The sequence below is a fragment of the Flavobacterium sp. KACC 22763 genome, assembly GCF_028736155.1.
In the GTDB taxonomy this organism is placed as follows: Bacteria; Bacteroidota; Bacteroidia; order Flavobacteriales; family Flavobacteriaceae; genus Flavobacterium.
Map to the genome: position 1 here is coordinate 3,186,821 of NZ_CP117879.1, position 13,946 is coordinate 3,200,766.

Below are 13,946 nucleotides of genomic sequence, written 5' to 3' on the forward strand. Positions count from 1 at the left end.
TACATATTATATAATAAAGAAATACAATAAATCATGAGTTTCATAAACAGTATTATTAAAGTCTTTGTCGGCGATAAGTCGCAGAAAGATGTCAAAGCTTTACAACCTTACTTAAATAAAATTAAAACATTCGAAACTCCTTTAATGAGTCTATCAAACGACGAATTAAGAGGAAGAACCGTTTATTTTAAAGATAAAATCAAAGAAGCTAGAGCTGATAAAGATGCTAAAATTGCTTCGCTTAAAGCTGAAGTAGAAAACATCGAAGACATCGATAAAAGAGAAGACATTTACGATGCTATAGATGCTCTTGAAAAAGAGGCTTATGAAATCTCTGAAAAAACTTTATTGGAAATTCTTCCAGAAGCATTTTCTGTAGTAAAAGAAACGGCTCGCCGCTTTAAAGAAAACTCACATATCGAGGTTACTGCAACTCCAAAAGACCGCGAATTTTCAGCAACAAAAACATATATTACTATTGAAGGTGACAAAGCAATTTGGGCTAACAAATGGAATGCTGCTGGAAAAGACATCACTTGGGACATGATTCACTATGATGTTCAGTTAATTGGTGGTATGGTACTACACGAAGGTAAAGTTGCCGAAATGCAAACAGGAGAAGGTAAAACTTTAGTTGCTACCCTTCCACTTTACTTAAACGCTTTGACAGGAAACGGAGTTCACTTAGTAACGGTGAATGACTACTTGGCAAAACGTGATAGCACATGGAAAGCTCCTTTATTTGAATTCCACGGTTTATCTGTTGACTGTATCGATAATCACCAGCCAAGTACAGAACAAAGAAAGAAAGCATACGACGCCGATATCACTTACGGAACTAACAACGAGTTTGGTTTTGACTACTTAAGAGATAACATGGCGCACTCGCCAAGCGATTTAGTTCAGAGAAAACACAATTTTGCAATTGTCGACGAGGTTGACTCTGTATTAATTGATGACGCTAGAACACCGCTTATCATTTCTGGCCCAGTTCCTCAAGGAGATCGTCACGAATTCAACGAATTGAAACCAAAAATCGAAAACTTAGTTGCACAACAACGTCAGTTAGCAAATGGTTTCTTAGCTGAAGCTAAAAAATTAATCAAAGAAGGAAATACTAAAGAAGGTGGTTTCTTATTATTAAGAGCTTACAGATCTTTACCTAAAAATAAAGCATTAATTAAATTTTTAAGTGAAGAAGGAATTAAACAATTGCTTCAAAAAACTGAAAATCAATACATGCAAGATAACAATCGCGAAATGCACAAAGTAGACGAAGCTTTGTATTTTGTGATTGAAGAAAAAAACAATCAAGTAGAATTGACAGACAATGGTATTAAATACCTTTCTGGAGATACAGATGCAGATTTCTTCGTTTTACCAGACATTGGTACAGAAATCGCAGCGATTGAAAAACAAAAATTAGATAAAGACGCTGAAGCTGAAGCTAAAGAAAGATTATTCCAAGATTTCGGAGTAAAAAGCGAGCGTATCCATACTCTTACTCAACTTTTAAAAGCTTACGCTTTATTCGAAAAAGATGTAGAGTATGTTATCATGGACAACAAAATTATGATTGTCGATGAGCAAACAGGTCGTATCATGGACGGACGCCGTTACTCTGATGGTCTTCACCAAGCGATCGAAGCAAAAGAAAACGTAAAAATCGAAGCTGCAACTCAAACTTTTGCAACTGTTACATTACAGAACTATTTCAGAATGTACAACAAACTGGCTGGTATGACTGGTACAGCTGTTACAGAAGCAGGAGAGTTATGGCAGATTTATAAATTAGATGTTGTTGAAATTCCAACAAACCGCGGAATTGCAAGAATTGACAAAGAAGATTACATCTACAAAACAACGCGTGAGAAATTTAACGCTGTAATTGAAGACGTTACTGAATTATCTCAAGCAGGAAGACCTGTATTGATTGGAACAACTTCTGTAGAGATTTCAGAATTATTAAGCCGTATGCTTAAAATGAGAGGAATCACTCACAACGTATTGAATGCTAAAATGCACAAGCAAGAGGCACAAATCGTTGAAGAAGCTGGTAAAGCTGGAGTTGTAACTATTGCAACAAACATGGCTGGTCGTGGTACCGATATTAAATTATCTCCAGAAGTAAAAGCTGCGGGAGGTTTGGCAATCGTAGGTACAGAGCGTCATGACTCTCGTCGTGTAGACAGACAGTTACGTGGTCGTTCTGGTCGTCAAGGAGACCCAGGAAGTTCTCAATTCTACGTTTCTCTTGAAGACAACTTAATGCGTTTATTTGGTTCTGAAAGAGTTGCGAAAGTAATGGATAGAATGGGATTAAAAGAAGGTGAAGTGATTCAGCATTCTATGATGACTAAATCTATCGAACGCGCTCAGAAAAAAGTAGAAGAAAACAACTTTGGTGTTCGTAAACGTTTATTAGAATATGATGACGTAATGAACTCTCAACGTGAAGTAGTTTACAAACGTCGTCGTCACGCATTGTTCGGAGAGCGTTTGAAACTGGATATCGCAAACATGCTTTATGATACTTGCGAATTAATTGTAAGCAATAATAAAGTAGCAAATGATTTTAAAGGATTTGAATTTGATTTAATTCGTTATTTCGGAATCACATCTCCAATTTCAGAAGCTGATTTCACGAAATTAAATGATATCGAAGTTACAGGAAAAGTATATAAAGAAGCTTTAGCATTCTACACAGAAAAAACTGAAAGAAGCGCAAGAGAAGCTTTCCCAATTATCAAAGGAGTTTACGAAGAGCCAAACAATCATTTTGAAAGAATTGTAGTTCCATTTACTGACGGAATCAAAACTTTGAATGTGGTAACAGACTTGAAAAAAGCTTACGATAGCGAAGGTGCTCAATTGATTGCTGATTTTGAGAAAAACATCACGCTTTCTATTGTTGATGAAGCTTGGAAAAAACATTTACGTAAAATGGACGAATTAAAACAATCTGTTCAATTGGCTGTTCACGAACAAAAAGATCCATTGCTTATTTACAAATTAGAAGCTTTCAATTTGTTTAGAGGAATGTTAGACAACGTTAACAAAGAAGTTATTTCATTCTTATTCAAAGGTGATTTGCCAGCTCAAAACGTTCCTGAAATTCACGAAGCAAGAGAAGTGGCTCGTCCAAAAGAAAATTTACAATTAAGTAAAGACGAAATCCCAAACAGTGAGAGCATCAACCGTGAAGCTGGAGAAACTCAACAACGCCAAGTTACTGAAACTATCGTTAGAGATATGCCAAAAATCAACAGAAACGATACTGTTGTAGTTCAAGAAGTTGCTACTGGTAAAACGGAAACAATGAAGTACAAAAAAGCAGAAGCTTTAATCGCTGAAGGAACTTGGATTTTGATTAACTAATAATTTCTATTTCAAATAGCAAACATAAGTAGACCCGACAGATTTCAAAAATCTGTCGGGTTTTTCTTTTCTAATCCCTCCAGTTGTTCTTTTTTTACATTAAATGACAAAAATCGTTCTTGCAAATAAATTTAAAATGTACTTTTGCTCTCAAAAACAACGAAACATATTTTGAAACGACTTTTCGTCATATTTCTTTCTTGCATGCTATTAGTTCCGTCTTTTGGCAGTTTCTTTGTTTATACCTCATTCAAATTAAATCAGGAAGAAATTTCTAAAACAATCTGTGTACAACGCAAAATGGTTTTCAACAGCTGTAATGGTCGTTGTGAACTTCAAAAAAGCTTAAAAAAATACGCAGATAACGAAAAAAGAATGCAAAACAATCTGAAAGAAAAAGCAGAAGTAATTTACATTCAAACTTCAATCTTAAACAATTTCAAATTAACGGGACTTATCGAATCAAAAGCAAAAATTTTCGCTTCATTCGATAAAAAACCTATTGCAATAGCAAATTCAATTTTTCACCCTCCATCCTATTTTATATAAATTTTAAAAGTCTTAACTATAAGACTTACAGTTCATAGCTTACGGCGTATTGCCTATAGCTTACAGCTTTAATTTATATAATTCAAAATGAAAAAAATATACTTTACCCTATTAATCATAGGGCAATGTGTCTTTGCACAAAACAAAACCGAGCAAGACACAACAAAGCAAGAACTTGAAAATGTTTTTGTAACGGCAAATCGTACAGCAACTTTGAGAAAAGAAACTCCAGTTGCGATCAGTAAATTGACTGCAAAAACTATCAATGAAACCAAGGCTACAGCAGTTTACGAAATCATAAATAAAACTCCCGGAGTCTTGATGGTAAATCTAGGAAACGAACAGCACATGATGTCTATTCGTCAGCCTATGACCACAAATGCTTATTATTTATATCTGGAAGACGGATTGCCAATTCGTCCAATGGGAATTTTCAACCACAATGCATTATTGGAAATAAACCAATACAATCTGCAAAGTATTGAAGTTGTAAAGGGTCCTGTTTCTTCTTTATACGGACCAGAAGCTGTTGGCGGAACTATCAATTTAATTTCGATAAAACCTCCAGTTGATCCTGAATTTAAATTCGGGATTCAAGCTGACAATTATGGCTACAGAAGATTTCAGGCCGCAGGTGGCGCCACAATTGGAAAAGTTGGTTTTCATATTGCAGGGATTTCAAGTTTACAGGAAAATGGCTGGATGACCTATTCTGATTACAATAAAGATAATCTGAATGCTAGAATTGATTACAACATCTCGCCTTCTACCCGACTGATCAGCAATACGATGTACGGAAAATATTATTCTGACATGAGCGGAACTGTTAATGAAGAAGCTTTCAACAACAGAACTTACAAAAGCACTTCTGATTTTACTTATAGAAAATCTGATGCTTTGCGAACTCGTTTAACATTAGAACATGACTGGAATAGCAATTCAAACAGTTACATTACCGCTTATTTGCGTGACAATAAATTAGGTCAGAATCCGTCATACGGAATCAAATGGAGCCCGACTGTAAATCCAACAACAGCCAAAGGTGAAGTAAATTCAAACAACTTTAAAAGTTACGGTGCAATAGGACAACACACTCAAAAATTTGATTTTTTAAACACCAAACTTGTTGCCGGAGCTTTATACGATTATTCTCCTGTAACCTATTGGTCGTATGTAATTGATTTAAAAGCCAATTTGAATCCAGGACAGCCAGGAAAACAAACGGTAGATTCGTATGAAATTATTGCCGAACATCCTGATTCTAAACTTTCAGATTATACAGCTGATATTTTTAACACTGCGGGTTATGCGCAAATCAGTTTCAATCCAATTGAGAAATTAATTGTTACTGTTGGCGGACGTTATGACAATATGAAAGTGAATTATGATAATGCAATTGATCTTTCTACAGGAAGCAAAGTATATGACAAATTTACTTTTAAAGCTGGAGCTAATTACAATCCTGTAGAATTTGCGGGGTTTTATGGCAATTATTCTCAAGGTTTTGCGCCTCCAGGAATTACTTCAATTTTCAGAGCTAAACCGGGAACTGGCGGCACATCAGGCGTTCCTGCCGAATTTTATTATAACCTGAAACCTGCAGATTTTGATAATTATGAAATTGGCGGATGGCTTTCTTTCTTCGAAAATAAGCTAAACCTTGATTATGCTTTTTATTATATGGAAGGCAAGAATGAATTGCTAAACATCAAACTTCCAGACAATTCAACCGATTATCGTTCAGCTGGAGAAACCCGTCATAAAGGAATCGAATTTGGCGCTTCATACAAACCATCAAAACAATTCAATATTCGTCTTGGCGGTACATATGCGCAACATACTTATATTGATTTTAAACTTTCAGACAAACCATCCGATCCGATTCAAGATTTAAACGGAAAAGAAATGCCATCGGCTCCAAAATGGTCAGGAAATTCAGAAGTGAGTTATTATCCAAACTGGCTTCCAAATTTAAGAACATCACTAGAATGGCAACTTGTGGGCAGTTATTATCAAGATCAGATTAATACCGTAAAATATGACTGCTACAATATTTTCAATGCACGAATTGGTTATCAATGGAAAAAAATTGAGGTTTACGGAAACGTGCTAAATCTTACTGATAAATTGTACGCTTACAATGTTACCAGAACCAATGTTGCCAATGCTCAGCCTACTTATACAGCTGCCGCGCCAAGGACTTTTGTGTTCGGAATTCAATATAATTTTTCATTAAAAAAATAATATTTAGCCACTGATTAAAATGATTAACACAGATTAAATAATCTTTTCTAATCTTTTAAATCTGTGGCAAAAAAAAATTAACTATGAATAAAGAAACCAATAAAAAATCTTTGAAAAAAGATTCCAAATTCATCAAAAAAGTCAAACAAAACATGTACAAATGGCATCGTGTTATTGGATTGATTACAATTGTTCCGGTAATTTTCTGGACATTTTCTGGTTTGATGCATCCATTTATGGCGCACTTTTTCAAACCTGAAATTGCTCATGACAAAATCGAACAAGCCATTATCGATAAAAATCAATTGCATTATTCTATTCAAGAGGTTTTACTGAAAAATGAAATATCGCAATTCAAAAATTTTAGAATTGTCACTTTTAATAATTCAACTTATTATCAAATAAAAACTATTCTTGGCGAACTTTGGTATTATAATGTTTCGACTGCTAAAAAACTAGAAAACGGAGATCAAAAATATGCCGAATGGCTTTCTCGTTATTTCTTAGACGATCAAAAAAGTCCTGTAAAAAATACTGAAATTCTAACCGAATTTACTGCACAATACAAATATGTAAATCGGTATTTACCAGTTTATAAATTAAGCTTTGACCGTTCAGATGCTATGCAAGTATATGTAGAAACCTCATCTAGCAAACTGGCAACTTATAACCCAATTTCTCGACAAGCTTTTATCTGGTTTTTCGACACTTTTCACAATTGGTCTTTTATAGATGCCATAAGCAACAATAGCATCCGAATTATTACAATGATTTTCTTATTGTCAATTATTGGGTTTTCTGCCTTGAGCGGGATTCTAATTTATGGTTTGCTTTGGAAACAATTCAAAAAAACAGATAGTTTAACGCCAAAAAAAGGATTGAGAAAATACCATCGTCAAATTGGAATCTGGGTTTCGCTTTTTACTTTGACTTTTGCTTTTAGCGGTGCGTATCATGCGACTACAAAATGGGCGCCTTACACGTTATCGCAAATGGTTTACGAACCAACTTTTGTGACCAAAGAAATTCCTAGTGCAAACAATAATCTTAATTTAGATTGGAATCGTTTTCAAAACATCAGTTTAATTACATTGAATGACTCTACTTATTATAGATGTCAATTGCTTGAAAAAGAAACTAAAAGGTTCAAAATACCAAAATCAGATTCAAAATGGAATAAAAAAGAAGATTCAAAATCTGAAGTGGTTTACATTAATGCCACAACAAATAAAGTTGCACCAAATCTCGATTTAGAATATGCTGAGTTTTTAGCTTATTATTTTACTGACGGAACTCCAAAAGCTTCTTGTTGCGAAATGATTGATACTTCAGAAGATGATTCTCAACCTTCTTTTGAAAATATAAAATTGCTTGAGTCAAAAGTTTTAACCGATTTTGATAGCAGAGAATATGGTTTTGTAAACAAAAGGCTTCCTGTCGTGAAATTGGCCTATGACACGCCAGAAAAAACAACTTATTTTATTGAAACCTCAACATCAAGGTTGGCCGCGGTTGTCGATAATTCAGATCTAGTTGAAGGCTATTCTTTTGCCATTCTTCATAAATTTTTATTTATGGATTGGGCAGGAAAAAATATTCGGGATTTAGCGACTGTTTTGGCCGCGCTTTCAATTTTAATTGTGAGTATTTTAGGTTTTGTTCTTTTTCTGAAAAAGTAAATTTTAAGATGCTAAGTTGCTAAGATTCTGAGATACTAAGTTTTTTTCTTAGAACCTTAGAATCTTAGCATCTTAGAACCTTAAAAAATTATTTAGGATTATCTTGGTAATAACGAGCTTCAATTCTTTTAATATCTCGAATTGAATTTTTAGCCCAATCTAATCTTTTTACCAAAATCTCTTCTTCAGACAATTTCCAATCGATATCAGATCTTCTAAGTCTGTTCGTTAAGCTTTGAATGATAATTGCGGCAGAAACAGAAATATTTAAACTTTCTGTGAAACCAACCATTGGTATTTTTAAGAAACCATCGGCGTTGTCCATAATTTCTTTTGACAAACCTTCTTTTTCAGTTCCGAAGAATAAGGCGCTTGGTTTTGTAATATCGAAATCTTCCAACATACAGTCTTTCTCGTGCGGAGTTGTTGCAATAATTTGATACCCTTTACTTCTTAAATCAGAAAGGCATCCTGAAACTGAATCAAATCGATTGATGTCAACCCATTTTTGCGCACCTAAAGCAATTTCTTTATCGATTCTTTTTCCAAAACGCTGCTCGATTACATTTAACTCTTGAATTCCAAAAACTTCACAGCTTCGCATTACCGCGCTTGTATTATGCATCTGATAAACATCTTCTACTGCAACTGTAAAATGTTTTGTTCTATTTTCTAGTACTTTTAAAAAATTAGCTTTTCTGTTTTCAGTCAATATATTTTCTAAGAATGCGAGGTAATCTAAATCAATCATTTTATTTAAGTTTGGCGCAAAAATAATAAATAAAAGGGAAAGAAGGTTTCAACAGATTTTTCACTCTGCCAAATCTGCAATAAAATTGCTATTAAGTTTTTTGTGTAATACATTGAGCTGAACTAAATCTACAGACAAAAGATCATCTTTATATGAATCTCCCGTAAAAACAGCATTTTCATTTTTAGAATGTTTTTTAAGACGTTCCAACATTAGATTTATTTCATTTTCAGAAAAATCGACATCAATAAAAGATATAAATCGTTCAATGACATTTTTCATTCCATCATTGTAATTGAGCATAATTACATTGCTGTCAATTTCATAAAAATCCAGAAAACCTTGAAAATACTTTTCTAAAACCAAAGCTTGATATTGCTGTAAACTCAGCTCTTGAATTTCTTTAGAAGCAATTCCAAAAACGCTTGACGGAATTATATTTGGCACCATATGCATCCCAGCTTGCTTTTGATGCGATCTTAAAACTTCTCCTGGATTTCGATACAATAACGCAAAAGGAATTTCAGGAAAAACAGACCTAAGATAAGAAGCCTTAAAAATACTCCACGCGTCCAATTTTACAATAAGATTCTTTTGTTCTTCAAATCTCTTCTGTCCAAGCAATCTAATAACCGATTCCAGCAAAATTGTTTTTGTATTCTCATTAAAAGCATCACTTCTTAAAATTTCATCAATAATAGGTGCTTCAGAAACCATTATATTTTCAGACGAAGTTGCCAAGGACTGACTCAACATGGTAGATCCACATCTTGATACATGAAAGATCAATCCTTTCAATTCTACAAAATCGAGTTCTTTAGACCAATCAATAAGATTTTCAACCGTACTTATTAATTTAAACCGCTTTGAATTATAGCTGTGACTTCTGCATTTTGCAATTGTTTCGTCAAAAAAAGGATCTGCAAAAGGTATGTCTGAAAGATAAATCCATTCAAAATAGACTTCATTTTCTTTTTCAATCAATTTAATCGGAATCCAATTTGAAATAAGATGCTGCATATTTTTCATTTTTATAAATTCATTTGTGATTGAATTTCGGCAATAATCTTAGCGTTAGTTTCAGATGGATTTCTTAAAAGCTCTGCAATAATCTGCCGCTTAACCTCATCTGAATATTGTCTCTTGGGTACAAAATTCAAATCAAAACCCATTTTAGAAAACAATTCATCAGACCAATCATTTCTGATGCAATCAAGCGTTAAGTGAATTCTAGGTTCAGCACTTTTGTTCTGAACACTATGTGGTAATTGAAAATTGGCATACCAGCACTCTCCCATTTTCATTGGAACTAGTTTTTTATCTACATAAAAATAAACTTCAGAGTTCGTAACAATAGGAACATGAATTCTGAAAAAACCATCTTCATAAGAAGTATCATTGTCAACGTGTTCTTTAATTTCGCTTTGAGGTCCAAGTCTTAATAGTCTCACCGCTTCTTTTTCACACTGAAACCAATCCATTATTTCTTTAAAATAAGGACAGCTGTCAAGCAAAGGCGTGTTTTTATATTCTTTGTCAGCAAAAGAAAGTATATCGGTTTCTAAACCAGATTGTGACCGCAAAGAAACGCTTGTCCAATTTCCCTCATATCGATAAGTATTAAAATGTGGCGTCCAGAGATTATTTTCACAAGTCAATAAATCATTTTGCAGTTTTTCTATCGAAAAAGAAATGGGAAGCTGACAAGAAGAAGGATTCATAAGCCTTAAAAATTTAAATTGCTAATTATAAAATTGTATAGTTTATTGGCAGAAACCGAAACCGTTTCAGAATCTGTTTTTAATACTAAATCTGCTTTTTCTGGAATTTCAAAAACATCACTTATCCCCGTAAAACTTCTAATTTTATTTTGATCATGGTCTGGAAGTAAAGCTCTTTTGTATAATCCTTTCGGGTCTCTTTCTATTAAATTAGCAATAGAACAATCTAGAAATACTGTTTTTACAAATTCAAAAGCTCTTAATTCACTTCTAACATTTTCATAGGGATTTATAACTGACATCAAAACGATTTTATTTTCCTCGATCAAACTTCTACCAACGTTAAAAAGACGTCGTACATTTTCGCATCGATCTTCTTTAGAAAATCCCAAATCTTTACAGATTGTCTGCCTATAAACATCGCCATCTACTATCTCTGCTTCGTAATTATTCTGAAGCAACAGATGCCTGACATTCTCAGCCAATGTTGTTTTTCCTGAACCAGAAAGCCCTGTAAATTGAATTAAAATCATGTTGAATCGCTTTTACCAAACAGAACATTAAAATTAAACAATTCAGAAAGAGAGACAAAGCGTATAAACCCCCATTATTTTATTCAAAAAAGTGTAGCCTCTCCTTACTATTTACTAAACATTTGAATAAAGAAATCACTATTTTTATCTTTTAAAAAACTAAGAATGAAAAAGAAACTTGTTGTTTTAACAGGAGCAGGAATCAGTGCCGAAAGCGGCATTAAAACTTTTCGCGATAGCGATGGTTTATGGGAAGGACACGATGTGATGGAAGTTGCCACTCCAGAAGGCTGGCATAAAAATCAAGAGTTGGTTTTAGATTTTTATAATAAAAGACGCCAACAGTTAAAAGAAGTAAATCCGAATTTGGGTCATATTATTTTGGCTGAATTGGAAAAAGACTTCGACGTGCAGATTATCACGCAAAATGTTGACGATCTTCATGAACGCGCAGGAAGTACAAACGTTTTGCATTTGCACGGAGAATTACTAAAAGTACGAAGCACTCAAAATAAAAACCTGATTTTAGATTGGACAGAAGATTTGCTTACTGGAGATTTTGATGCAAACGGACATCAATTGCGCCCACATATTGTTTGGTTTGGTGAAGAAGTTCCTGCACTCGAGGAAGCCATTGACATTACTGAAACTGCAGATTATTTTGCTGTAATTGGAACTTCGCTTCAAGTTTATCCTGCTGCTGGATTAATTTCTTATACTCCAAGCACAACTCCTGTTTTTTATATAGATCCGAAACCTATTTCAATTCCGAACCTTCGCAATAAAGTTGAAACCATTGCCAAATTTGCTTCAGAAGGAGTTGCCGATTTAAGAGAAAAATTACTGAACTTAGAAAAAACAACATGATTTTTGAAAGCTGGTTGCATCAATTATTCCAATTTAATATTGGCTGGCTCTTTGTTTTCTTTTTAATTGAAAACTCACTGCTAGTTGTTTTATCAATTTTAATTGGAAAAATATTGGAACCTGAAAACACTTTTTTAAAACATAAAGATCGAAAATGGGTACTTTCTACACTGCTTTGCAATACATTCATCACTTTAATTGGTTTCGAATTATATCGCTACGGAATCCTAAAAATAGATTTTTCGGCATCTATTCAACTTATCATTTTTGATACACTTTTATTGATTCTTTTAATGGATCTTTTCATGTTCGTTTTTCATTATCTGGTACATCATTTAAAATGGCTTTACCCAATTCATAAACTGCATCACACCCATGTAGAAACGAACGTTTACAGTTTATATGTGCTTCATCCGATAGAAACTCTAGGCTTTGGTTTTATATGGCTATTTTTAATTACAATTTTGAAGTTTAATTATTTGAGCATCATCATTTATCTTGTTCTAAATCTGTCTTATGGAATATTCGGACATTTAAAAAAAGATATCTTTCCATCTTTCTGGTACCGCAATTACTTCACAAAATGGATTTCGACTACTAAATTCCATAATGATCATCATAAAAATGAGTCTCACAATTATGGTTTTTACTTTACAATTTGGGATAAAATTTTCAAAACCATAATTTAAGCATCAATATAGCTTTCAGAAGTTTTAACAATAGCTTATATTTGCACCTTTCGAAAAAACAACATCACAATGACTACTCTAAACGAATTGAATGCTATATCGCCAATTGACGGAAGATATAGAAATAAAACTCAAAATTTAGCACCTTTCTTCTCTGAAGAAGCTTTAATAAAATACCGCGTTTTGGTTGAAGTGGAATACTTCATTGCTTTATGCCAAATTCCATTGCCACAATTGCAAGGTATTGATTCTAGTTTATTTGAAAGCTTGAGAAACATCTACAAAAACTTCTCAACTGAAGATGCTCTTTGGATTAAAGAAACAGAAAAAGTAACCAACCACGACGTAAAAGCGGTTGAATACTTTATAAAAGATGCTTTTGAGAAATTAGGTTTATCTCAATACAAAGAGTTCATTCACTTCGGATTAACGTCTCAAGATATTAATAATACTGCCATTCCGCTTTCAACAAAAGAAGCGTTTGAGCAAGTTTATATGCCAACTTTAATTGCTGTAATTGCAAAATTAAAAGAATTAAGTGTTGAATGGAAAGACATTCCAATGTTAGCTCGCACGCACGGACAGCCAGCTTCTCCTACTCGTTTAGGAAAAGAAATTTTGGTTTTCGTAGAGCGTTTAGAAGAGCAAATGCGTTTGTTGTTCAATATTCCGTTTGCAGCTAAATTTGGAGGAGCAACAGGAAACTTTAATGCGCACCACGTAGCATACCCACAAATTGACTGGAAACAATTTGGAAATAAATTTGTTGAAACAGATCTTGGTTTAAAACATTCTTTCCCAACCACTCAAATTGAGCATTACGATCATTTTGCTGCTTTCTTTGATGCTTTAAAAAGAATCAACACGATTATCATCGATTTAGATCGTGATATCTGGACGTATGTTTCAATGGACTACTTCAAACAAAAAATCAAAGCTGGAGAAATTGGTTCATCTGCAATGCCTCATAAAGTAAACCCAATTGATTTTGAAAACTCTGAAGGAAACTTAGGAATTGCAAATGCTATTTTCGAGCATCTTTCTGCAAAATTACCTATCTCAAGATTACAGCGTGACTTAACTGACAGTACTGTTTTACGTAATGTTGGTGTTCCGTTTGGACATACCATTATTGCTTTTGAAGCGACTTTGAAAGGTTTAAATAAATTACTTTTAAACGAAGGTAAATTTGCTGAAGATTTAGAGAAAAACTGGGCTGTAGTTGCTGAAGCTATTCAGACTATTTTACGTCGTGAAGCTTACCCGAACCCTTACGAAGCTTTAAAAGGTTTAACAAGAACCAATGAAGCAATTGACAAAAATGCAATTCATAATTTCATTGCAACTCTAGAAGTTTCAGATGCTGTTAGAGCAGAATTATTAGCTATAACTCCTAGTAATTACACAGGAATCTAAGAAAAATACCAAATATTTTACCAAAAAAAGCTATCTTTATCGAGATAGCTTTTTTTTATTAAATCCAGAGGCTAAATCCAGATTATACTCCTTTTCATTTTCGACTGGAGTTCGTGCAT

11 protein-coding genes are annotated in these 13,946 nt (G+C 33.6%); 7 read left to right on the forward strand and 4 right to left on the reverse strand.

Annotated elements, in window-relative coordinates:
- Positions 1-33 precede the first annotated feature (33 nt).
- The 4 genes from secA (at position 34) to PQ463_RS12890 (ending at position 7,850) form a co-directional block, all read left to right on the forward strand.
- Positions 34-3,378, forward strand: coding sequence for a preprotein translocase subunit SecA (secA, locus tag PQ463_RS12875; protein WP_274254063.1), 3,345 nt, complete (start codon positions 34-36; stop codon positions 3,376-3,378).
- A gap of 171 nt (positions 3,379-3,549) precedes the next feature.
- Positions 3,550-3,927 carry a hypothetical protein gene (locus tag PQ463_RS12880; protein WP_274254064.1) on the forward strand — a complete coding sequence of 126 codons (378 nt, stop codon included), beginning with the start codon at positions 3,550-3,552 and terminating at the stop codon, positions 3,925-3,927.
- Between the two features lie 87 nt (positions 3,928-4,014).
- Positions 4,015-6,171: a TonB-dependent receptor gene (locus tag PQ463_RS12885; RefSeq protein WP_274254065.1), complete on the forward strand. Its 2,157-nt coding sequence runs from the start codon at positions 4,015-4,017 to the stop codon at positions 6,169-6,171.
- 83 nt (positions 6,172-6,254) lie between these two features.
- Entirely contained in the window at positions 6,255-7,850 is a 1,596-nt protein-coding gene (locus PQ463_RS12890; protein WP_274254066.1) for a PepSY domain-containing protein, read from the forward strand.
- A gap of 88 nt (positions 7,851-7,938) precedes the next feature.
- On the opposite strand, the gene PQ463_RS12895 is transcribed toward PQ463_RS12890, so the two are convergent.
- Genes PQ463_RS12895 through cysC form a run of 4 tightly spaced genes read right to left on the reverse strand, consistent with a single transcriptional unit; the run spans position 7,939 to position 10,855 of the window.
- Positions 7,939-8,601: a TrmH family RNA methyltransferase gene (locus PQ463_RS12895; protein ID WP_274254067.1), complete on the reverse strand. Its 663-nt coding sequence runs from the start codon at positions 8,599-8,601 to the stop codon at positions 7,939-7,941.
- A gap of 60 nt (positions 8,602-8,661) precedes the next feature.
- A complete protein-coding gene (locus PQ463_RS12900; protein WP_274254068.1) occupies positions 8,662-9,630 on the reverse strand; it encodes a sulfotransferase family protein in 969 nt (322 codons plus the stop codon).
- Between the two features lie 2 nt (positions 9,631-9,632).
- Positions 9,633-10,322 (reverse strand): aspartyl/asparaginyl beta-hydroxylase domain-containing protein, encoded by a 690-nt coding sequence (locus PQ463_RS12905; RefSeq protein ID WP_274254069.1) that lies wholly within the window; start codon positions 10,320-10,322, stop codon positions 9,633-9,635.
- 5 nt (positions 10,323-10,327) lie between these two features.
- Positions 10,328-10,855: an adenylyl-sulfate kinase gene (gene cysC / locus PQ463_RS12910; protein ID WP_274254070.1), complete on the reverse strand. Its 528-nt coding sequence runs from the start codon at positions 10,853-10,855 to the stop codon at positions 10,328-10,330.
- Between the two features lie 165 nt (positions 10,856-11,020).
- On the opposite strand from cysC, the gene PQ463_RS12915 reads away from it, so the two are divergent.
- The 3 genes from PQ463_RS12915 to purB all read left to right on the forward strand — a co-directional run bounded on the left by PQ463_RS12915 (position 11,021) and on the right by purB (position 13,827).
- A complete protein-coding gene (locus PQ463_RS12915; RefSeq protein ID WP_274254071.1) occupies positions 11,021-11,722 on the forward strand; it encodes an SIR2 family NAD-dependent protein deacylase in 702 nt (233 codons plus the stop codon).
- Positions 11,719-12,411, forward strand: a complete 693-nt coding sequence (locus PQ463_RS12920; RefSeq protein WP_274254072.1) for a sterol desaturase family protein — start codon at positions 11,719-11,721, stop codon at positions 12,409-12,411. Before PQ463_RS12915 ends, PQ463_RS12920 begins: the two co-directional genes overlap by 4 nt.
- A gap of 69 nt (positions 12,412-12,480) precedes the next feature.
- Complete coding sequence (gene purB / locus PQ463_RS12925; protein WP_274254073.1) at positions 12,481-13,827, forward strand: adenylosuccinate lyase; 1,347 nt, start codon at positions 12,481-12,483, stop codon at positions 13,825-13,827.
- Positions 13,828-13,946: the final 119 nt, after the last annotated feature.